Here is a 22592-nt window from a genome sequence, read left to right on the forward strand (position 1 = left end):
TTAAGTGGTTACAATCATCTGATGTGCCTTGAAGACTTTTAACATTTCCAGCGTCAAAATTCCCCGCCATTCCGTTTCCGCATCCGGCCATGTTTCTTCGTAGTGCCCGAACCATGACCAAGTGGGCTGCCAGAACCCGTAATGGTGTTGGGATTCTAACTCCTTCACCAATTGTACCTGTACGACATCCTTCAATATCTCATAAAAGGGTGATGAAGGTTCACTTGCTACCTGAAGCGGTTTTGCCACATATTCATTCCACCTCTCAGGATCCGTGCAGACCGTTTTACGCACATTCGTCGAGAGGATGTTGAATAGAGTGGATGAAGTGTTCCCTTCCACTTCATTTAATAACCTTTCGTAACAGAGGAAATCATGCATGTCGATTGGCTCGACCAATCCAGTAAGTTCTCTGATCGCCTTTTCCGTCCATTCTTGAAGACGGGGATGATCGGGTTGAAACCGATGGAAATATCCTACGATTTCTGCATTTGGATTTGCCCAAGTCGTTTGGACGCCGCAATGACCTTTTTCATGATCGAAATGCCACCATGGTGCGTGAGGCACTAGATTGACCTCTTCTGGTACAGCATTCCAACCTTCGTTTTTTCCATCGTATTCATTCTGTAAATAATTCATAGCCTTTTGAACGATAGGATGACTGCCGGTGAGTCTTAATTCCTTTGCTCTTTGTAACCCAATGGTGGTAGCAAGTGGAGAGGACCTGTCCAGTCGAAAGTCAGGTTCGATTGACTGACCGAATCCCCCGTCCTCATTTTGATAGCAAGATAACTCATGCATGGCTGCGTCCTTACTTCCTTCTTCAAAGTGAAAGCTGAATAACTTCTGTTCAAGGGGCCTGGCATTCTGCAGGATATAATCTTTTGCCTTTTTCCATTGCCCGGGGGAAAGGTTCATATGAAAAACTCCTTATATTAAATAATTGGTTATAGTAATAGATTAACGATTGGGAGGAAGAATCCCTGCTTATTAAGTGAAAAACTCAGAGGTCCGTCCCTCTAAAAAAATCGATGCCTGATTTTCGGCTGCATCGGATTTGGATGGATGTATAATAGGATTATGAAATGGATGTAGGGGGGAACTCAAGTGTGATTTCGCTTAAATTGCAAACAGAGTATTATAAGGCACTGGTAGACAAGAGACCGGATTATGAAGGTGTATTTTTCGTCGGAGTGAAAACAACCGGAGTGTTTTGCCGACCTTCTTGTCCAGCCAGAAAACCCAAATTTGAGAACTGTGAATTCTTTGAGACAGCAGAACAAGCATTGCTTTCATCTTATCGTCCTTGTAAGAGATGTAAGCCATTATCTCACCCGAATAGTGTATCGGAAGTGGTGAAAATGTTAGTGGAGGCTGTTGAGGAAAATCCGGAAAAGCGTTGGAAGGATAAAGATTTTCAACAATTATCGGTTGATGCATCCACTGCCCGGCGCCAATTTAAGAAAAGATTTGGTATGACATTTGTTGAATATGCGAGAGCCCGCAGGATGGGGCTGGCCATGAAAGAAATCAGATCTGGTGTCAAGGTCATTGACGCTCAACATGTAACCGGTTATGAATCAGCAAGCGGATTTAGAGACGCTTTTTCAAAAATAATGGGTTCAGCCCCGGCTTGCTCCGAACGCAATACTGTGTTGAAAACAGCGTGGATCGATACCAAACTTGGGCCGATGATCGGGATTTCTGATGAAAAGGAACTTCATTTATTAGAGTTTGTTGACAGACGGGGACTGGAACGGGAAGTGGAAAGGTTGAGGCATAAAACAAAGTCAGCCATCATCCCGGGCTCATCAGAACCACTTCGTTCCATTGAAAAGGAACTGGATGCTTACTTTAACGGGAACTTGTCAGCGTTTACCACTCCTGTGCATATGAGTGGATCTTCATTCCAAAGAAATGTATGGAGGGAGCTGAAAAGAATTCCAATCGGAGAAACAAGATCTTATACCGAGGTCGCCCAAAATATAGATCACCCTGCCGCCGTTCGTGCAGTGGCAAGGGCAAATGGATGTAATCAACTTGCCATCATCATACCTTGTCACAGAGTAATTAGGGCAAATGGTGATCTTGCGGGATATGCGGGAGGTCTTAACCGGAAAAAATGGTTGATTGAGCATGAAAGGAAGGTGGCAGATAAGAAGGGCAGTTATTGATATGAAGCAGTTATTCTCTCATATGTACAAGATTCAATGCTTCCATGAGTAATTAGGTATTGCAGATTCTCTTAAGAGCTACTAGACTATGAAATAGAGTTCTTACAGAATTGGGAGCAATGTACATATGGGTGTGTTGAGAAAAGCAGTCATTTTAGGGTTGGCATCAACCATACAAGGTTTGGCTATGGCCGTGTTTTTGTTTCCCCACTTCATCCCTTCCGGTGGTGCAGCAAGTGTGAGTGTGCTATTAAACTATTTACTTCATGTCCCGTTTGCTGTTACTTTGTGGGTTATGAACGCGTGTTTACTGGGAGCAGCTGTGAAGTGGCTCGGGAAGGAAAATGCCTTCTGGACCATGTATTGTGTAACAGTCACATCAGTGGTGGTGGATGCGGCAGATCCATTGATGACGGGTACTGTTTCATTTGTATTTGTGGATCTTCTCATTGGAAGCATCCTTTTTGGAATTGGCGTCGGAGTCCTATTCAGGATGGGTGCATCCTCCGGGGGCATGGACATTTTAGCCTTAATCATTTCCAAGCTGAAAGGATACTCACCCGGGAAGACGTTATTCGCCATTAATGGCAGTGTATTACTGTTAACAGGGATCGTAGTGGATCTGAAAATCATTCTATTCGCCATAGCGTGTCAATTCATCGCGACAAGAATCGTGGATACCATCAACAAGTTTGATATCAGGCGAAGCCTTCCACATATCGAAAATGTGTAAATGAAAGGTCCGTCCCTCTGTGAGGGACGGACCTTTCATTTAGGATATTTCTTTGATGATCGAATTGACGGTATGTGTAGGAGAATTTTCAAAGAAAGAGATGTATTGAAACAGTTTGTTTTTCGGCAGAAGGTTTTTCCGTATTTCTTTGGCTGATTTCCCCTCCTGATGAGCTTTCGTGACAGATTCCTGGAGGCGGATAAGGTAATCCCTTTTCTTTACCAGCAGCTTTCTACCGTGCTTCAGGTAGCCTTGATGAGAACAATACACCTCTTCAAAGGAATACGTCAGGACTTTGTTTATGGAACGAATCAGTTCTGGTACCGATTCGAACGAGAAATTAGATGTGGGAGAATGAAATAAATATAAATCTCCGGAGAAGCAAACCCCTTTTTCCTCATCGATCAGGACAATATGATCTTCAGCATGCCCGGGAGTATAAACGATTTGAAAAGAATGGTGCTCGGTGTCAAATGTAGGCTCTTGAAGAGCCTTCGGATGAAACGAAGGGCGGTTATGCCAAAACATCGCCCGGTAGAAAGGCAATTTGGTACTATGATTGCACTTATCGATTCCCAGGGGGTGAATCCATTGTGGAAGGGAATAAAATCGTTCAATCCAAGCACTATTGCCGGTATGATCTTCATGGTGATGGGTGTGGATGACCCGCTTGATTGGAAGCTCTTTGAAAATGGTACGAACTTCGTTTTTCATACTATAAGGCCCCGTGTCTACAAGAACGTCATCGACCTGAAAAATATAAACGGGCATTTTTTGACCAAAAGTTTGAACATTTAATTTGAAAGATTGTATCAACGCAGTTACTCCTTACCAATTAGTGTTATAGTACAATATTCGAATAAAATGTGAAAATCCCTGCTTGTATCTACATCTTTTCCAGGGACGGACCTCAAATATCATCTATTACTCCCATGCTGAAAATGGTAAACTAGAGAAAAAGTAGTTGTTTGATATAGGGGGCAACGTTTTGCAGAAATGTAATGTATGTAGTAATCAATTTAAGTGGAAAGAGATAGTGTTTTCAATTTGGGGTTCCTATAAACCGATTGAGTGCAGCCATTGTGGAAAGAGGCATACAATCAATTTTGTTTCAAAGTTCATTGTTTCCCTCCTTATTATCGTACCTGCTGTAGTATTCGGTTTATTAATCGCACCTGCCCAAGGGCTTTCAAAGCCGTTGACATTCGGCCTTATCGTTCTCATGGCGTTTGTTATTTCACTTTTTCTTCCGTTATTTGTTAAATATGAATATAAGCAAAAATAAATAGAGAGAGCTGCCTATCATGGCAGCTCTCTTCTATAATCATTGACTATTTCTTCTTCATTTCTTTTAACACTTCCTCTAACCGATCAGGATAGTTCGTAAACATTCCCGTCACTCCCCACTCAATCAACCTTTTCATATCTTCTTTTTCAAGGACAGTGTAAGGATGGATAAGAAGATCATGTTCCCGTACTTTTTCTACATATGCTTCATCGATTTTTTTATAACTCATTCCAAGACCAACGGCGTATTCTTCATAATGGTCAAGCTCCTCGTCCGTGATGGTTGCATCCTTTTTATAATCAATTAACTGGACAAGAGGGATGTTTGCATTCATGTCATGAACTTTTTGAAGGCTTGCTTCACTAAAAGATTGGATGATCACTCTGCTGGATGGGCCGTTCTGTCTAGTCAGATTATATTCTTTCAATATCTTAAGTAATTTTTCCTCCATGCCGGGATATACGTCAGGTGACTTTGTTTCAATATAATAATGCTTGTCTTTTCCGAAATGTTGTATGACTTCTTCAAGAGTCTGTACTTTAAGGCCGTTATATTCTGACTTAGCCTTATCCGGATACATCCTATTGAACCATGAACCCGCATCCAATTCTTTGATTTGGTCCAATGTATAATCCTTAACAAGTCCGGTCCCATTCGTTGTTCGATCAAGTGTTTCGTCATGCATGGCAATCAACTTGCCATCTTTCGTCATTTGGAGATCAAGTTCTATGTAGTCCCCGCCCATTTCGTCACCCAATTGATAGGATGGCAGCGTGTGTTCTGGGGCGTAACCTGATCCCCCTCTGTGTGCTATGTTCAGAAATTTGTTGTCATTCATCGGTGGGTGGCCTGATTGTGCAGAGGCAGTCTGAACCGTACCGGCCCCGATTCCAATCATTGCTGCTGATAAACAAATATTTCTAACCAGTGTATTCATTTTATCTTTTCCCTTCTGATATAAGCTCATCTAAAGGATATAAAATGAATGTGAATGGAAATGGAGAAGAATGAAAAGGGTATGTGAAGATTATATGAATGGAATATGACAGCTGAGGCGAAAGACGTATGTCCAAAGATGCCAGAATAATTTACAACATTAGGAAAACACTATAACAAAAAGAAAAGGAGCCGTCAGATGGAGCAACAGGATATCAGATTGACTACATCAGAAATCTCCGCTTTATGGACGACGTACATTAAATCCTCGGCACTGAATTGTTTTTATACGCACTTTCTTACGTACCTGAGAGATGAGAGTATTATTTCCCTCATTGAAGACAGCTTGAAAACCAATGTTGAAATAATGAGGGAAATCGAGAATCTATGTGTTTCGGAGGGATTCCCCATTCCCACAGGTTTCACGGAAAAGGATGTGGATACGTCTGCGCCGCCTCTATACACGGATATATTTGTACTCAGCTTTGTTTATCGGGGAGGACAGGTTACAAGCAGCCACTTTACGACCATCTTAAGCTCAGTTGCCCGTTCCGATGTGTATGACTTTTTCGAAAAGTGCTTGACGAAAGCTCTCTCCCTGTATAAACGATCACTTCAACTGATGTTGGAAAAGGGGATCTATGATCGTCCGCCAAAGATAAATTATCCCAAGTCCATTGAATATATTGACCATCAGCCTTCTTTATTAGAAAGCTGGCTAGGGGAAACAAGACCTCTTAATGCATTGGAACTAAGCGAATTATTCTTTGTGATTGAGCGGAATTGTATTGGCATCATATTATTGAAGGGGTTCATCCAAACGTCCAGAGACAAAGAAGTAAAAGAGTATCTTAAAAAAGGGAAAAAACTAAGTGAAAAGCAAATTTCAACATTCAATAACGTACTAGTAAAAGATGACGCGTTTCCCACTTATCCTGTCTCTATGGAAGTGACAGACTCCACTATCGCGCCGTTTTCGGAAAAACTAATGTTGTTTTTCATTTCATCTTCCAATTCAGTCGGCCTTTCTACATTGTGTCATGCCATCACGATGTCGACGAGAAAGGACTTATCCGTTCATTACATGCTGTTTGTGACCGAAATCATGAAATATGGGGCGACGGGTCTCAAGCTTTTAATTGAGCGGGGGTGGATGGAGCAGCCACCACAGCAGGATGACCGGAAAGACTTGAGTAAATAAGGGCCACCGGTAACCCTTCATTCATCACAAAATGTTCGGAATTTCTTTTGTTTCTATATGACAAAGAACGTCTGGATAGGATAGAATATAAGAAACATTAAGGTAAGGCTTCAAAAGCGTTGAGAGTATCATGTGATTCGATTGGGAAATACGGTTTTCCTATTAGAGAGAATGTAAGAAGAGGAAGACGGTGCTTGATCGATTACCTGATTCATTCCAGGTTTTTGGTAGGTTGTGCTGTTTATAAGGAGAAATGGATGCTAGAATACAACGTACATCAGGGAGTCGGCAGAGAGTATGTGGTTTTCCTTCATGGAATCGGAGGAACCTCAAGTATCTTCTGCAAACAAATGGAAACCTTTAAAAAACATTATAACGTCGTGACGGTTCACTTGCCTGGTCATGGGAATTCACCAGGAGTTGATAGTTATAATGAGCCGTTCACAATCAATTTAATTGTTCGTGAGATCGTAAAAGTTCTGGATGAAATTGGGGTTCGACAAGCTCATTTTATCGGGATATCTCTTGGTTCAGTGGTTATTCATGAATTGATGCAACAAGTTCCAGATAGGGTGCAAACGGCTGTTCTTGGAGGCTGCATCACTCGTTTTAATTTATTATCAAACACATTGCTGCAGGCGGGACATGCGATTAAAGGCATGATTCCATTCATGTGGTTATATAAATTATTCGCATACGTCATGATGCCCAAAAGAAATCATAGAATTTCAAGAAAGTTATTTATTCGAGAAGCAAAGAAAATGAAACGGAAAGATTTTCTTGGGTGGTACCAGCTTACTCCGTATGTGAAATCGACCTATGCATCTGTACAGGAAAGGGCCTCACATATCCCCAAACTGTACATTACAGGAAAAGAAGATCATTTGTTTGTCCGTTCACTTGATGAAGATACAAAAGGAGATCCTTCAGCTTTGAAGGTATTCCTTGACGGTTGCGGACATGTCTGCAATGTTGAAAGGCCGACTGAATTTAATCGGCTGGCGCTTGATTTTATTCATAATAAACAGGTCCTTCTGCAGAAGGTTCAATAATTTGCATCTCCCATTTCATAATCGAAATGGGAGATTTTTTGTTCCTTTTTTTGGAATAGGATAAGTTGATGGAATAGACATACCGAATGCTGGGTAATAGGGTTGAAAGGTCCGTCCCTTAAGAAGGGCTTATAAAAGGCGTTAGATCAGGAAAGTAAGGGGTAAAATCAAGGTCCGTCCCTTTAAAGGAAATGGAGGCGTGTTGGGAGAATATAGTATAGATGGGTGTAGGTTGGGGGGATTTGAGGTTTTGATTCGTGAGGTTTTGAATTTCAGGTATGAGGAGTATCCGTTTGAGTTGTTTTCAGGTTCTCATTTGGCAGCGATCATTTTTTCTGTAGGATGCATGGCGGGCTTATTTATCTTTAGAAATCGTCTAGAGGGCATGGCGAAGAGTTGGTTGAAATGGTTGCTGGTTATTTTGCTCGTATTAAGCGAAGTGTCTTTCCAGTTTTGGTATGGTTTGAATGATCAGTGGGATGTAACGATAAATTTACCTTTTCAATTATGCTCTTTATCTTTATATCTTTGTACCATTATGCTTATCAGCAACAATTATAGAATATTTGAAATTAGTTTTTTTTCCAGTATGTCAGGGGCATTTATTGCCATTATCACCCCTGAATTATTTTTTGGATTTCCCCATTTTCGGTATTTTCAATTCTTTCTCGCCCATTTGTCTATTGTTCTATCATGTTTGTACATGGTTTGGATAGAAGGGTACAGATTGACATTCGGGTCCCTGATGAGGGCGTTTGCAGCATTGAATGGAATCGCAGTCATAGCGTATGCAGTTAACAAAGTGGTTGGAGCTAATTACATGTTTCTCATGCATAAACCGTATAACGCAAGCCCGATCGATTATTTAGGGGAGTATCCCTGGTATCTCCTTTCACTCGAAGGGGTGAGTCTTTTATTATTTTTACTTCTTTATGCTCCTTTTTATCTTTTTAAAAAGAATCGGAAGAGTGAAAGGTAATTAGATGAAACTTTCCTTTGTCTTCATTCGTCTATTAACATATAAAGCAGGGAGCAGGTTTGATGAGTCAACTAATTATCTTAAGTGTGGTCGTTTTGGTTTCTTACGGTTTGGGAAGCATCACAGGCGCTTATTATGTAGTGAGATGGTTTACTGGTAAGGATATTCGTAAGATCGGAAGCGGCAACGTAGGTGCAACGAATGCAGGCAGAGTGGCAGGGAAGAAAGGGTTTTTACTGACTCTCCTTATAGACGCAGGTAAAGTCTTAGTGGCACTTTCCTTCACGTCGATACTGACGGATGGGGAGGGCTATTTAATCATAAGCTCGTTATCGATCATGATTGGACACCTGTTTCCCCTTCAACTCGGATTTCACGGAGGAAAGGGGGTTGTAGCCTATTTGGCTTCAGCATTATTTCTCTGTCCGTTAAGTATTGGTGTTTTCGCTATGATGATGGGCGGATCATACCTCATCACTAGGAGATACACATTCTCAGGTTTTCTTTCAATGGGTACCATCCCGCTGACTGCCTTTGTGATTGAAGGTTCATTCACAAAATCTATAGGCCTCGGGGCTTTATTTATAATTGTCCTATTGTTCCATAACCGATCATTTCATCATTCAGTCGAAACATAGGAGGTACGAGAATGAATAATGATACTCTACAATATAAAATTGCATGCGAAGCGAATGAATTTCAACAAATATACGCATTAAATTATCAAACGTTCGTGGAAGAAATCCCTCAGCACGAAGAAAATGATACTTGTATGTTGGTGGATAAATTTCACGATGAGAATACATATGTGATTGCAAAAGCTGATGAGGAAGTCGTCGGGATGATTGCCGTAAGGTCGAAACGGCCCTTTTCGTTGGATCAAAAGCTGGGCAATTTGGATGAGTATCTATCTGATCAGGCCGTCCCTTGTGAAGTCAGGCTCCTTTCAGTTAAGGAAGAGTATAGAAGTACAAGGGTCTTTTATCAATTATGTGACCGCCTCGTGTCCTATTGTTTGGAGCAGGGCTTCACTTTGGCACTGATTTCCGGCACGGTGCGCCAGCTTAAACTTTATAAGCGGATCGGCTTTCTTCCGTTTGCTGAACTTGTGGGAGAAGAGGAAGCAAGGTTTCAACCTATGTACCTGACACGTGACAGCTTCGAGAATTCAACAAAAGCATTTCAGCGCTTGATGAACCGTAAAACCGGTGGACTAAGAACCCGGTCTTTCCTGCCAGGTCCAGTACCGCGGCATTCAAAAGTGGAGGCTGCATTCAAGAGGGACCCAACTTCTCATAGAAGCAGCTCCTTTCTTCACGAAATGGAAGTAGTAAGAAAGAGTTTACGTGATATGACGTGTGCGAATCATGTACAGGTGGCAGTGGGAACGGGAACGTTAGCGAATGATATGGTGGCAGCTCAGTTGAAAAGGATTCCGGGAAAAGGTTTGATTCTTTCAAATGGAGAATTTGGCAGCAGATTGATGGATCATGGTAAACGATTCGATTTATCCTATCACACACTCGAAAAGGAGTGGAATGAACACATAACGATGGAAGAAATCGAAACCGTCCTTCAATGTGATCCCGATATAAAATGGCTTTGGACGGTTCATTGCGAGACATCAACAGGTTATTTATTTAATATAGAAGAAATTCTTTCACTCTGTCAAAAATACAATGTAGAACTTTGTATCGATGCCTGCAGTTCAGTCGGAACGATTCCAGTCGATTTTAATAACGTGTTTCTCGCCACCTCGGTCAGCGGAAAAGGACTTGGCTCGTATCCGGGACTCGCCCTGATTTTTCACCGTGAAATAATCGAACCAAATGATTCAATTCCCAGATATCTGGATGTGGGTATGTATGCTTTGAATGGAAGTGTTCCTTATACGCATTCTTCAAATCTACTGGTCGCTTTAAAAGAAGCCCTCCAGTTGATTGACTATCCTGGCATGTTTAACACTTCTCAAGCTGTAAGGCGATTGTTGATCGATGGAGGCTTTCAAATTCTCGGGGGTGAAGATTATACCCCCGGTGTGATTACCATTGCACTAAATAGGGAACAGTGTAGTAGACAATTCGGCGATGCCTGCAAAAGGAGGGGTATCTTATTAAGTTATGAAAGTGAATATTTGATCAAAAGGAATTGGGTGCAGGTGGCACTCATGGGTGAACACAATGAACGAGAGGTTTTGAATGCCATGACAATGCTCATCAGAGAATATAACAGTATGATCGGAACAAAGGTAGTGAAATGAGTAAGATGAAATATTTCTTTTTGCTTTTTAAGACAAATAAACTGGTTGGGTTTGCCCTGCTTTCCCTATGGATCAAAACCGTTCTGGTCTCCCTGATAGGGTTCAATCTTCACGTAGAGACATTTCTGGACGTATTGCTCATATTATTGAATCCGGTTGGTTCCATAATGATATTGATCGGATTCAGCTTTTTTTTCTTTAAGAGGATCAAGACAATCCTTGTTGTCCTTTTTATGGGGATTGCGACCGGTCTCCTTTATGGCGATCTTCTTTACTTTCGATTTTATTCTGATTTCGTAACGGTCCCCATTCTTTTTCAATTTAAGAATGTTGGGGGCATCGGACCAAGCACGTTTGAATTGATGAGTCCGTGGGATTTCCTCTTATTGGTCGATATCATCATTGCAGGATGGATGATGAAGAAAGGCAGGGCAGCTTCTGACACATTGTCCCGTAGATGGAAGTTGACATATATCGTAATGAGTCTCTCCCTATTGGTGCTCTCCATCGGAATGGGATTACTTAAGTCCCCCTATTTATTTGCCGAGTCCTATGATAGGGAACAAATGGTTAAATCCGTTGGCCCTTATAATTATCATATGTTTGACATCGGAATTGCCGCAACGAACCCATTCTCCCATCTGCTTGCGAGCAAATCCGACACCAAGGCATCCATGGAGTATACTCAATCAACAAAGCAAGATCCTTCTGACTTATATGGGGTTGCTGAGGGGAAAAACCTGATCTTAGTCAGCATGGAATCCACCCAGAACTTCGTTATCAATACAAAAGTGAATGGAGAAGAAATTACCCCATTTTTGAATTCCCTGATAAAGGACAGTTTTTACTTCAGTAATATATACGATCAGACGGCACAAGGGAAAACGTCGGATGCCGAGTTCATGATCGATACCGGGCTGTACCCATTATCAAGCGGATCAGCTTTTGTGAGAAAACCGGATAATACCTACGCTAGCCTTCCACATATGCTGAAAAGGAAGAAAGATTACTATGCAGCCGTTTTTCATGGGAATAATCGGACATTTTGGAACCGGGAAATGATGTATGATTCCCTGGGGTACGACCGTTATTTTTCAAAGCGGGATTATTCGGTAACGGAAGACAATTCGATCAATTACGGGATAAAGGACATTCCTTTTTTTGAGCAGACCATTTCCCATCTCGAAAAGATTCCACAGCCCTTTTATACGCGTCTCATTACACTGACGAATCACTTCCCTTTTTTATTGGAAGAAGATGATCAATTCATTGATACAGCTTCTACGGGTGAAGATGTTGTAAACCGCTATGTCACAACGGTCCGCTATGAGGATGAAGCAATCAAAACATTATTTGAAAAGCTTAAGGCTAATGGGATGTATAAGAATACGGTCGTGGTCCTTTATGGGGATCATTATGGGATTTCCGAGAAATACGAACCGGGTGTATTTGAGCTATTGGGGCAGAAGGATACCCCTGTCAACCATGCCAAGCTTCAGCAGGTTCCCCTGATCATCCATGTTCCGGGAGAAGACCCAAGGACGATCGACACCATTGGAGGGGAGATCGATATCCGGGCAACAGTCCTTCATTTGATGGGCATAGACACAAAGAATGCTCTCTCATTTGGTCATAGCCTATTCACACGAAAGGAAAATCATCCCGTTATTTTCCGGGATGGGGATTTCATTACAGAAAAGTACATTTTCCAGGATAATGTCTGCTACAATAAAAAGAGTGAAGAGTCTGTCAGTGACACCTTGTGCGATCCATTTAAGCAAACGGTTAGAAAAGAGTTGAGGTTGTCAGATGACATTTTGTATGGGGACTTATTGAGATTTCTGGAATAGAAGCAATGTAACCCCCCGGCTGAAGTGGTGCCGGGGGGGTTTTTGATATGAAAATCAATATATAATGACTATAATTTTATTATGTAAACAAAATATGTGATTCTTTATTTATCTTCCATCGTCAGTATGAAGGGGATAAAATCTACCATTGAAACCAATCACATCGATATGTATGATATGCAAGGGATCGTCGAGGCTCTTATACTGTCTGCTTATACGTAAAGTGAACAGACCGGGGGAATAGGTGCCTCTTATATCATCGGATTTAATCCTCTCTGTTATATCTCCATTCACACTTTTCATTTCGATGATAGAACAATCTTCGTTGCAATCGATCATATACTCATCCTGAAGCCATCTTTCAAAATCTTTTTCCGTTGGTCTGTTGAGAATCGTAACAATACTAAATGCAACGATTACAGCCATGACAAAAAGAAACGTCCATCTTTTGTTCATTGTTCGATTCCTTCTTTCAAATAAGTGTTGGAAAATACTGATAAAATCAGTTTATCACAGTTTGCGGGAGAAGGGTGAAAAACACCATAAGAAAAGAGCTTGGGGCCCAGGCTCTTTTCAAAGTTTCATATTTAAGGAAGAAGGGGCAGTTTGATTCTTACCACAGTCCCCTTTTTCACTTCACTTTCATATTCAATCATTCCGCCCATTTCACGGATAAGTTTATTTGTCACCATACTACCCAATCCTGTTCCTTTGGTTTTCGTTGTATAAAAGGGTAAGCCGATTTTCTTTAACTCATCCGGGGTCATCCCCTTTCCGTTATCCGAGATTCTGATATAAATAGAGCGGGAGAAGGGGTCTTCTTTTAGTGTGATTGAAATTTCACCTTGATTCTCAATGGATTCGATTCCATTTTTAATAACGTTCATGATGGCTTGCTTCAAATGGTCTTCATCACCTTTAATATGATGGGAGCCGTTTCTGTGAAATACGATGGAAGTGTTGGAGTAGGCTGCAAAAGGTCTTAACAGATCCACACAATCCCCGATGACCTCTTCAATGTTAAGCTTTGACAGTTGAAACCCGCTTGGTTTTGCTACGCTCAGGTAGTCTGTGATAATTTTGTTCGTTCGATCCAATTCATTAAGGATGAGGGGGGAGTACCTTTTTAACCTCTTATCCTGTGAATCCTCGCTTAGATGCTGTATGAAACCTCTTACTGTTGCAAGGGGATTACGGATTTCATGAGCGATCGAAGCCGCCATCTGTCCAACCATATTCAGTTTGTCAAGATATACCATTTCTTCAATCTGTTTATTCGTTCGAATCAAGTGCTCGATAATAAACACTAGGGAGAGAAAAGTAAAATAAAATACAGAAAAATAAATAATATAAAACGGCAAATGCAGAATTGGAATATACACGTTAATAATCGTGATGTATAAAATGGAGTGGATCAGAAAGATAAGTGTGCTTCCTAAAAATTTGTACTGTGTCTTCAACAACATCTTACGAAAGATCATTCCCATCAGGAGAGCCAATACTGAAACGGCGATACCCACTCCAACGTACGGACCTCCGATTAAATAACGGACAATGATGACACACCCGAGAACGATGGAACCTGATAATAAACCTGCATAGATGGTTGAAATCAGGATTGCAATCATTCGTAAATCAAAGTGGGTGGCCCCAAGCGTTTCGATGGGATACAACATGCACAAAAGTGCTCCAAATGATCCAACTAACCCATATGTGATTTTATGTTTGAAAATAGAATCCTGTTTTTCTTTAAAGGGAAATAGAACATTTGCATTATAGGTAAAAGAAAATAATATCGTAATATTGACCAATAAAGTTTTGATTAATGTAATCAAAGAAAAGCCCCCAAAACTAATTGACTAAAGGAACACCAAAGGCTCCCTGTCTGATAACACACGAACATACAAATATTAAAAATACTTTATTTCTCCATATTAGTCAAATTTCAGGGACGGACCTTTAAATCCCTTGAATTTTTAAGCAATCATGATGATGAAATGTAGTGGTGAAGCATGTTACAAGCAAGTTTGAGGTCCTAAATGTGACTTATTCCGAGGTCCGTCCCTCTCTATAAGCAGGTATTTTAGCAGGGAGAATCGAATATATAGGTTATAGAGGCTTATTTGTCGGGAAGTGGATGAAGGGGTATGATACATAGGTGGGTGTTGCCAAGTGCATAGGGTAGTTCGGCCGTTCTGATAGAGTATCCCCATGAGGAGGAGTGAAGATGATGGAAGGACAGGTCTTGCATCAACGGCAGCAGGTGAAGGTCATGCATAAGAAAATCCCATTAAAAGAAGTGGTGAAGAGAGCGTTCCTGATTACTATAGGAGCTATGATCATGGCTGTCGGTCTTGAGATTTTCCTTGTTCCCAACCAGGTCATCGATGGAGGGATTGTCGGCGTTTCCATTATGCTATCCCACATAACGGGCATTAAGCTGGGACTTTTTATCTTTATCCTGAACATCCCCTTTTTCTTCATCGGTTATAAACAAATCGGTAAAACCTTCGCATTTTCTACGCTTTATGGCATTATCATTCTTTCGATTTCTACAACCTTCCTACATCCGGTTGCAGCATTTACACAAGATATTCTGTTAGCATCCTTATTTGGAGGCATCGTTCTCGGCATAGGGGTGGGGATGGTCATCCGATACGGGGGTTCCCTGGACGGAACTGAAATCCTTGCTATCCTATCAAGTAAAAGGCTTCCCTTCTCTGTTGGGGAAATCATCATGTTTGTGAATCTATTCATTTTAGCCAGTGCAGGATTTGTATTCAGCTGGGATAGGGCCATGTATTCTCTATTGGCTTATTATGTTGCATTTAAACTTATAGATATTACGATAAAAGGACTGGATGAATCTAAATCCGTCTGGATCATCAGTGAGAATTACGAAGAGATTGGAGACGCACTCCTTCATCGGTTAGGCAGGGGTGTAACGTATTTAAAAGGGGAAGGTGCCTTTTCAGGAGACGACAAAAAGGTTATATTCTGTGTCATCACACGACTTGAGGAGGCAAAGTTGAAGGACATCGTGGCTGAGCATGATCCCTCCGCGTTTCTGGCGATAGCGGATATCGCAGAGGTAAGGGGTGGGAGGTTTAAGAAAAAAGACATTCATTGACCTAAAGTGATATGAAAGCTCCATGTAAGTTGCACAGACTCGGAATCATTCCCGGTTCTGTGCTTTTTTGTATCCTTTCTGTACTGGGTTATGTATATATACTTATTGTCGTCTACATATCCTTGTAGTACTATTATCTAGATTGCGAGGAAGAAAGTACTCGTTTTAATTAGATTCAGAACATTCAATGAGGAATCTTCCAGCGAGTCAGTAAAAAATATCATCTTCAATAGAGGAGAACATATTCATGGAACTTGTAATACTGATTAAAGCCTTTATTCTCGGTATGGTAGAAGGGTTGACGGAGTTTGCTCCTGTATCCTCTACAGGCCATATGATCGTAGTGGACGACCTCTTGATCAAATCCAAAGAAGTGTTGGGGAAGTATCCTGCCAATACGTTTAAAGTAGTGATTCAACTTGGATCCATTCTTGCGGTAGTCATCGTGTTTCGGGACAGATTCATGGATTTACTGGGACTGAGTTCCCGTAAAGAAAAAAGATCATCAAAACTAAAACTATCACATATATTGGTCGGATTGCTCCCGGCAGTCATCCTTGGCTTACTATTTGAAGACTACATCGATGAACATCTTTTTTCACTAAATACGGTACTTGCAGGGTTAGCCATAGGCGCTTTCCTTATGATCGCTGCCGATGTGTTCCGGCCAAAGGTACAGGCGGAGGAGACCGTTGATGAGATCACCCACAAGAAAGCGTTATTGATCGGCCTGATACAATGTCTGTCGTTATGGCCGGGCTTTTCAAGGTCTGGTTCTACCATATCAGGTGGTGTATTGCTTGGATTAAGCTACCGTGCAGCTTCTGATTTTACTTTTATTATGGCTGTACCGATCATGTTGGGTGCAAGCGCTCTTTCCCTTATGAAAAACTGGATGTATTTTAATGCTGAATTCATGCCTTTCTTACTTGTTGGATTCATCAGCGCGTTCCTATTTGCTTATTTATCAATCCGCTTTTTCTTAAAAGTGATCAATAAAGTCAGGTTAATCCCATTTGCCATTTACCGTCTGGTTCTTGTGGCCATTATTTTACTGATTTTTGTATAATGAATCCTTGACAGGTAGAAAATACTCCCATATAATTTCAATAACACTTTTATCAGAATGAGAATATACTATACGAAAGCAAAGAAGAGGACATGATTCATTCACTATTTTCTTGATCAGAGAACAGGGTCACCGGCTGAGAGCCCTGAAGAGGATTGAATGTCTTACCACCTCGGAGCTATCATGGGGAAAGTCAGTATCCATGATCGGGAAAACCGTTATCTTTCTTAAGCGAAGCGTTTTATTTACACTTCGAAATTAGGGTGGAACCACGACCGCACTCGTCCCTTGGTTAGGGATGAGTGCGGTTTTTTTAATTGAATGAAGCTGTGCGCTATGAAGAGGACACGAATCATTTCCACTTTCTTACCAGAGAACAGGGTCACCTGGCTGCAAGCCCTGAAGAAAGGAAAATGACTTACCACCTCGGAGCTATTATGGGGAAATGACAGTATCCATAATCGGGAAAACCGTTATCAACTTTGAGCGAAGGACCAATTGAATTTTGGCCTTCGGAATTAGGGTGGTACCACGACCGCATTCGTCCCTTGGTTAGGGATGGGTGCGGTTTTTTATATACAAAATTTCAAGGAGGAAAAGACATGTCTATTCAATCAGAGGTGGAAAAAAGAAATCACAGGAAATTGGGTCAAGAGCTGGAATTATTCATCTCCATGGAAGAAGCACCAGGGATGCCGTTTTTTTTACCAAAAGGGATGCTCTTGCGGAATGAGCTGGAGGAATTTTGGAAAAAGGAGCACCTGAAGGCAGGGTATCAGGAAATCAGGACACCCATCATGATGAAACAGGAATTATGGGAGAAGTCGGGTCACTGGGATCATTATCATGAAAACATGTATTTCTCAGAGGTGGATGATCAGAAATATGCCATTAAGCCAATGAGCTGTCCTGGAGCTGTCCTGATTTATAAAAGTAAGCGGCGAAGCTATCGGGAATTACCTATTCGTTATGGAGAGCTTGGGTTGGTTCATCGTCATGAGCTTTCAGGGTCGTTAAGCGGATTACTGAGGGTCCGTTCATTCACTCAAGATGATGCCCATCTGTTTGTAAGGGAAGATCAGATTCGTGCAGAGCTCCATAAAGTTCTCGATCTCATAGATCGTTTTTATGGAAAATTCGGGTTCGAATACAAAGTCGAACTATCAACTCGACCGGAAGATTTTATGGGGTCAGTTGACCTATGGAATCAAGCGGAAGGGGACCTGGAAGGAGTATTAGAAGAAAGGGGCGTCGATTATCATATCAATCATGGAGATGGAGCCTTCTACGGACCGAAGATCGACTTTCACATACTGGATTGTCTGGGTAGAAGCTGGCAGTGCGGAACGGTTCAACTTGATTTTCAAATGCCTGAAAAATTCCAGTGTGAATATATCGGTGAAGATAACCGGGTAGAGAGACCGATCATGATTCATCGGGCCATTTATGGATCGATCGAACGGTTCATGGCCATTATCATTGAGCATTTCGGAGGAGATTTCCCCCTTTGGTTGGCTCCCCATCAAGTGAAGATCCTTCCTATAGCTGAAGCTCATATCCCGTATGCCCAAGAAGTGAAATCACAGCTTGAAAGAGAAGGATTCAGGGTGGAAATGGACGATCGCGTTCAGAAAATGGGGCTGAAAATCAGGGAAGCCGAGATGCAGAAAGTTCCTTATATGATGGTGATAGGGGATAAAGAAATCCAGCAACAATCGGTGTCACTCAGAAAAAGGAAGGAGGGTAACGTGGGAGTACTTCAAGTGAGTGATGTCATTCAAAAATTGAAAGCGGAAATGGGGCAGTGAAGGAATTCCTACTCGTGTTTTAAAAAGGAAACAGTCAAGTAATAACAGAAAATAAAGGGGAGTTGACGGTGGAAGTTAGAATCCTGAACCGATTCGAACCGGATAGGCTGGATGAAATGAAAGAGGTTTACCATTCGGTAGGCTGGAAAAAGCATACAAACAAGGTGATATACAAAATATTTCACAGAAGTGATATCGTATCTTTGGCCATTTTAGAAGGGCGTATTGTGGGAGTGGGAAGAGCCTTGACGGATGGTGTCTTCAATGCAACGATCTATGATGTGGTCGTCCACAGTGATTATCAACGCAAGGGGATTGCATCTCATATTATGAAGGACTTATTAGAACAACTGGCGGATGTGTCTTGTGTCTTATTGATCTCGACTACGGGCAATGAAGCTTTTTATAGAAAGCACGGCATGAAAAGTTTGAAGACGGGAATGGCCAGGTATCTCAACCCATCCCTTGATGAGGAATATTTAACATAATCATGGAAAAGAGCCAGCCACTATGTGACCGGCTCTTTCACTGCATATCTTCAAATCGTATGCGTCTTCTCCTTGGGATCTTCGAGGTTCATTTTTTCTAATTCAAGCCTCATTTTTTGGGTTTCTATGACAAAATTTTCATGTTTGAGTTTTTCAAGTTCGAGTTCATCTTCTATCATTTTTTGTTTCAGCTTGGATTGTTTTTGGAAATGGTCTGTAATGATACCAAGGATGGGGATGGAAAAAATCATGATTACAGCTATGGTTCCAGTCATTTCAATCCTCCTCTTTCTCATTTTATGCTCGACTTGTGATAGTTAAATTATAACAAAGTGCGAGATGAAATAGAATAAAATGTGGTATTCATAAGTAAGAATACATTATAAAAATATATACGAATGAATCCGTGAAAGAGTTTCAAATATTTGAAAGTAATAGAGTGGAATTGACACCTGAATCTGCAAAAGAGGGAAGGTTATACGTTCCACTTTCTTTGAACAAATGTCAGCAATGTCCCCCGGTATTTTTTAACGGCAGAATTCATGATGGCATAGGTCAGGATCCCGCATAAGGGAATATTGATCATCATACCTGTAAAGAAGGCTTTTCCTATTTGCAATCCGACCCCTACTGCATCACCCGAGGAATCAAGCGGAAAGAAGAGATGTCCTACCACAAGGTTCAAGTAAAAGAAGAAAGGGAAAGCCCAAATTAAAGAGACCCCGCCAACTAAACCGGCGAACGGGTTTCCTTTGAATATCTTTGCCCCTGCTGTAGAAATGATAGGACCGATACCGAAGGAAGGCACGAAATTAATCAATAAGCCAACCGTGAACCCCAAAGCGATGCTATGAGCATTATCCTTAAGCCTCAATAGTTTTAAAGTCAGGCATTTTAATTCTCTTAGTTTTTTTCTAATCATTTGATCATCACCATATAATATTAGAATGCAATTCATATAATTGTGTTATTATCATCCTTGTTTATAGTATGTCTAATTTTGAAGTTTGTAAATTGAAAATGGGGTATTTTATAGGAATTATTGAACTTTTTTTATGACACGGCTTTATGAAGATGAATAAAATGGTATTCTAATACTAATAGAATATTTGGCAGAGCGAGGACAAAAAATGAAACTAACGAAAAAAATCCCCAACATGGTGACCTTGGGGAACTTATATTGCGGATTCTTATCCATAGGATTTGCAGCAAATGGGCAATTTAAAAATGCAGCAGTTTTAATCATTATAGGCATGATGCTCGACAGTATGGACGGCAGGCTTGCGAGGATGCTAAATGCAGACAGTGTTCTTGGTAAGGAGTTGGATTCATTAGCGGACATCGTGACCTTCGGGGTTGCACCATCATTTCTTGTGTATTATACATACTTTTTTCAATTTGGACTATTGGGGTTCATAGTGGCTGGTTTATTCCCTTTATTCGGTGCGTACCGTCTCGCACGATTCAACACAAGTCCGCCGAAATCATCTCTTCACTATTTTGTGGGAGTCCCTATAACCGCTGCGGGTGGAATCCTAGCGATTCTAACGTTGTTCGGTAACTGGATTCCTAATATCGTGACAACAGTCATTTTTACGGCGATGTGCTTTCTGATGGTGAGCAGGATCAGGATACCGAGTCTGAAAGAAGTTCCATTACCTAAGTACGGGACGATTGTGACAATCTTTATAGGGGCATTATTGTATGTCATCTTCAAGGGGACATATGAAGAATTTCCTTATTTAATTTACATTGCAACGCCTTTATATATTGCTTATCTGGCGTACCGGTTTATTAAAAGATAAGTTTCTCTTACGTGGGAAAGACAGAAGAAATGAGCCAGGCGTTGATTGCCTGGCTCATTTCTGTATTTTACTACATCATCTTGATTACAAGACCACCTAGTGCCCCTGTAACTACCACCATCCAAGGCGGCAGCTTCCAGAACACCAACATACTGAACAGAATAGCCGCTAAAGCAAAATCGACAGGAGCAAGGATCGAGGATGTCCAGATCGGGTGATAGAAAGCCGCTATCAGAATCCCGACGACTGCTGCATTCACCCCCATCAATGCGCCTTTTATCTTTGGATTCTGGCGAAGGGAATCCCAGAACGGCAAGGCCCCTGTAATCAACAGGAATGCAGGAAGGAAAATGGCAACCGTCGCAAGCATCCCACCTTTCCATCCGTTAATAACAGCCCCAATATAAGCGGCAAAGGTGAAAAGGGGACCCGGAACTGCCTGGGCTGCGCCATACCCTGCTAGGAACTGTTCTTCAGTCAGCCACCCTGTCGGGACAAATTCACGTTCCAACAACGGTAATACAACATGCCCTCCACCAAAGACCAGAGCCCCGGATCTATAGAAACTATCAAAGAGAGCCACCCATTCCAATGTGGTTGCTTCCCGGATAATCGGAAGGAGAATCAATAATCCAAAGAATATCGATAAGCAAATCACCGCTAATCTGCGGGAAATCGGGATCTTCACTCTTGCTTCCTGATCTGAAGAATGATGTTTATAAAGTAGGAAGCCGATAAGAGCAGACAAAAGGATCACGACCACTTGGGAGAAGGCGGTCTGCCACATCAAAATGACAACCAGAGCGAATAGAGCAATGGCTTTTCTCTTTAAATCCGGCGTCAACTTTTGTGCCATTCCTAAGATCGCATGACCGACTACTGCAACTGCAACGATTTTCAATCCGTGTATCCACCCGGCATCCGTTACCCCCAGCCCCTGAAGGAAGAGGGCAAAGAGTACTAATGCAACGACCGAAGGAAGAGTGAATCCAAGAAAAGAAACCATACCCCCAAGCACCCCTGCGCGCATAATGCCTATACCCATCCCCACCTGACTGCTTGCCGGTCCAGGCAGGAACTGACAAAGGGCAACGAGATCGGCATAGCTTTTTTCGTCCATCCATTTCCTTCTGCGAACATATTCTTCATGGAAATAACCAAGATGGGCAACCGGTCCTCCAAATGAGGTGAAGCCAAGTCTGGTTGAAATAATAAGAATTTCCAATAGTGTTTTAAGATTCAATGCTGATTTCATGATTATTCACCTTCTTATCAATCTTTGATTTCTTTAAAAAGCTCGAACGCTTTGTTACGGGCCTCAATCAGAACTGCACTTCCTTTGTCAGTTGTGGAATAGTACTTCCTGATTTTTCCGTCCACGTTTTTGTCTTCTCTTATTAACAGTCCGTCGGTTTCCATCGAATGCAGGATCGGATACAAAGTACCCGAGCTGATGCTATAACCATGCTCTCTCAGTTCCTCCAGCATCCATGTCCCATAAATGGGCTCCTCTTTGGCATGATGAAGAATGTGTATTTGAATGAAACCGAGGAATAGTTTCCGTAATACTTTATCTTCCACTGAAACACCTCCGCTTAATATCGATATTCGATATCGATATTCGATATCAATTGCTCATACTATAGCATAGGTTTTCCGATAATAAAAGAATGAACATACACATTTACACAAGCTTAATATGAGTGGAATGGTTGCCTATCAAATAGTTAAATTATCCATCTGAGTCATTCTTACTAATCTCCCACCACCTTTTAGATCTTTCTTCACATATTCCTTAAACCGGGCATATCTTCTGATT

At 41.5% G+C, this 22592-nt stretch carries 23 protein-coding genes and 1 other annotated feature; of the genes, 14 read left to right on the forward strand and 9 right to left on the reverse strand.

Annotated features, from left to right (window positions below):
• Positions 1–918: a hypothetical protein gene (locus BVI01S_RS11620; protein WP_061810245.1), complete on the reverse strand. Its 918-nt coding sequence runs from the start codon at positions 916–918 to the stop codon at positions 1–3.
• A gap of 191 nt (positions 919–1109) precedes the next feature.
• Between BVI01S_RS11620 and BVI01S_RS11625 the strand changes: the two genes are divergently transcribed.
• Positions 1110–2174, forward strand: a complete 1065-nt coding sequence (locus BVI01S_RS11625; protein ID WP_034759819.1) for a bifunctional transcriptional activator/DNA repair enzyme AdaA — start codon at positions 1110–1112, stop codon at positions 2172–2174.
• A gap of 127 nt (positions 2175–2301) precedes the next feature.
• The gene (locus BVI01S_RS11630; RefSeq protein WP_061810246.1) at positions 2302–2907 is read left to right on the forward strand and encodes a YitT family protein; all 606 of its coding nucleotides are present in this window, start codon (positions 2302–2304) and stop codon (positions 2905–2907) included.
• 39 nt (positions 2908–2946) lie between these two features.
• Here the strand turns inward: BVI01S_RS11630 and BVI01S_RS11635 are convergent, their stop codons facing one another.
• Entirely contained in the window at positions 2947–3678 is a 732-nt protein-coding gene (locus BVI01S_RS11635; RefSeq protein ID WP_280512995.1) for an MBL fold metallo-hydrolase, read from the reverse strand.
• 217 nt (positions 3679–3895) lie between these two features.
• On the opposite strand from BVI01S_RS11635, the gene BVI01S_RS11640 reads away from it, so the two are divergent.
• Positions 3896–4192, forward strand: coding sequence for a TIGR04104 family putative zinc finger protein (locus tag BVI01S_RS11640; RefSeq protein WP_034759813.1), 297 nt, complete (start codon positions 3896–3898; stop codon positions 4190–4192).
• Positions 4193–4238: 46 nt separating this feature from the next.
• Here the strand turns inward: BVI01S_RS11640 and BVI01S_RS11645 are convergent, their stop codons facing one another.
• Complete coding sequence (locus tag BVI01S_RS11645) at positions 4239–5132, reverse strand: glycerophosphodiester phosphodiesterase (RefSeq protein ID WP_061810248.1); 894 nt, start codon at positions 5130–5132, stop codon at positions 4239–4241.
• 198 nt (positions 5133–5330) lie between these two features.
• Between BVI01S_RS11645 and BVI01S_RS11650 the strand changes: the two genes are divergently transcribed.
• The 6 genes from BVI01S_RS11650 (at position 5331) to BVI01S_RS11675 (ending at position 12473) form a co-directional block, all read left to right on the forward strand.
• On the forward strand, positions 5331–6332 hold the full coding sequence (locus BVI01S_RS11650) for a DUF3231 family protein (protein WP_034759808.1): 1002 nt from the start codon (positions 5331–5333) through the stop codon (positions 6330–6332).
• 257 nt (positions 6333–6589) lie between these two features.
• Entirely contained in the window at positions 6590–7384 is a 795-nt protein-coding gene (locus BVI01S_RS11655) for an alpha/beta fold hydrolase (protein WP_082804722.1), read from the forward strand.
• 199 nt (positions 7385–7583) lie between these two features.
• Positions 7584–8363, forward strand: a complete 780-nt coding sequence (locus tag BVI01S_RS11660; protein WP_269146693.1) for a YwaF family protein — start codon at positions 7584–7586, stop codon at positions 8361–8363.
• A 62-nt stretch (positions 8364–8425) separates the two neighbouring features.
• Positions 8426–9001 carry a glycerol-3-phosphate acyltransferase gene (locus BVI01S_RS11665; protein ID WP_231479965.1) on the forward strand — a complete coding sequence of 192 codons (576 nt, stop codon included), beginning with the start codon at positions 8426–8428 and terminating at the stop codon, positions 8999–9001.
• An 11-nt stretch (positions 9002–9012) separates the two neighbouring features.
• The gene (locus tag BVI01S_RS11670) at positions 9013–10623 is read left to right on the forward strand and encodes an aminotransferase class V-fold PLP-dependent enzyme (protein WP_061810250.1); all 1611 of its coding nucleotides are present in this window, start codon (positions 9013–9015) and stop codon (positions 10621–10623) included.
• The gene (locus BVI01S_RS11675) at positions 10620–12473 is read left to right on the forward strand and encodes an LTA synthase family protein (protein WP_244886930.1); all 1854 of its coding nucleotides are present in this window, start codon (positions 10620–10622) and stop codon (positions 12471–12473) included. The genes BVI01S_RS11670 and BVI01S_RS11675 overlap by 4 nt, the downstream gene beginning before the upstream one ends.
• A gap of 108 nt (positions 12474–12581) precedes the next feature.
• Here the strand turns inward: BVI01S_RS11675 and BVI01S_RS11680 are convergent, their stop codons facing one another.
• Entirely contained in the window at positions 12582–12929 is a 348-nt protein-coding gene (locus BVI01S_RS11680; protein WP_061810251.1) for a hypothetical protein, read from the reverse strand.
• A gap of 131 nt (positions 12930–13060) precedes the next feature.
• Entirely contained in the window at positions 13061–14308 is a 1248-nt protein-coding gene (locus tag BVI01S_RS11685) for an ATP-binding protein (protein ID WP_061810252.1), read from the reverse strand.
• A 437-nt stretch (positions 14309–14745) separates the two neighbouring features.
• Between BVI01S_RS11685 and BVI01S_RS11690 the strand changes: the two genes are divergently transcribed.
• The 4 genes from BVI01S_RS11690 (at position 14746) to BVI01S_RS11705 (ending at position 18968) form a co-directional block, all read left to right on the forward strand.
• Positions 14746–15603, forward strand: coding sequence for a YitT family protein (locus tag BVI01S_RS11690; RefSeq protein ID WP_439951109.1), 858 nt, complete (start codon positions 14746–14748; stop codon positions 15601–15603).
• 247 nt (positions 15604–15850) lie between these two features.
• Positions 15851–16672, forward strand: coding sequence for an undecaprenyl-diphosphate phosphatase (locus tag BVI01S_RS11695; RefSeq protein WP_061810253.1), 822 nt, complete (start codon positions 15851–15853; stop codon positions 16670–16672).
• 327 nt (positions 16673–16999) lie between these two features.
• Positions 17000–17224, forward strand: a binding site (T-box leader).
• A gap of 50 nt (positions 17225–17274) precedes the next feature.
• Positions 17275–18480 carry a threonine--tRNA ligase gene (thrS, locus tag BVI01S_RS11700; RefSeq protein ID WP_061810254.1) on the forward strand — a complete coding sequence of 402 codons (1206 nt, stop codon included), beginning with the start codon at positions 17275–17277 and terminating at the stop codon, positions 18478–18480.
• 68 nt (positions 18481–18548) lie between these two features.
• Positions 18549–18968, forward strand: coding sequence for a GNAT family N-acetyltransferase (locus BVI01S_RS11705; RefSeq protein WP_439951108.1), 420 nt, complete (start codon positions 18549–18551; stop codon positions 18966–18968).
• A 50-nt stretch (positions 18969–19018) separates the two neighbouring features.
• Here BVI01S_RS11705 and BVI01S_RS11710 read toward each other — a convergent pair whose 3' ends face one another.
• Both BVI01S_RS11710 and BVI01S_RS11715 read right to left on the reverse strand, forming a co-directional pair.
• Entirely contained in the window at positions 19019–19243 is a 225-nt protein-coding gene (locus BVI01S_RS11710) for a hypothetical protein (protein ID WP_034759793.1), read from the reverse strand.
• A 200-nt stretch (positions 19244–19443) separates the two neighbouring features.
• Positions 19444–19890 carry a DUF2062 domain-containing protein gene (locus BVI01S_RS11715; RefSeq protein ID WP_061810255.1) on the reverse strand — a complete coding sequence of 149 codons (447 nt, stop codon included), beginning with the start codon at positions 19888–19890 and terminating at the stop codon, positions 19444–19446.
• Between the two features lie 208 nt (positions 19891–20098).
• On the opposite strand from BVI01S_RS11715, the gene pssA reads away from it, so the two are divergent.
• A complete protein-coding gene (pssA, locus tag BVI01S_RS11720) occupies positions 20099–20773 on the forward strand; it encodes a CDP-diacylglycerol--serine O-phosphatidyltransferase (protein WP_061810256.1) in 675 nt (224 codons plus the stop codon).
• A 70-nt stretch (positions 20774–20843) separates the two neighbouring features.
• On the opposite strand, the gene BVI01S_RS11725 is transcribed toward pssA, so the two are convergent.
• Together BVI01S_RS11725 and BVI01S_RS11730 are read right to left on the reverse strand one after the other, a co-directional pair.
• Positions 20844–22028 (reverse strand): chromate transporter, encoded by a 1185-nt coding sequence (locus BVI01S_RS11725; RefSeq protein WP_034759785.1) that lies wholly within the window; start codon positions 22026–22028, stop codon positions 20844–20846.
• A gap of 17 nt (positions 22029–22045) precedes the next feature.
• Complete coding sequence (locus tag BVI01S_RS11730; protein ID WP_034759782.1) at positions 22046–22354, reverse strand: PadR family transcriptional regulator; 309 nt, start codon at positions 22352–22354, stop codon at positions 22046–22048.
• Positions 22355–22592 lie beyond the last annotated feature (238 nt).

It is taken from the genome of Rossellomorea vietnamensis NBRC 101237, from assembly GCF_001591825.1.
GTDB classification, from domain to species: domain Bacteria; phylum Bacillota; class Bacilli; order Bacillales; family Bacillaceae_B; genus Rossellomorea; species Rossellomorea vietnamensis.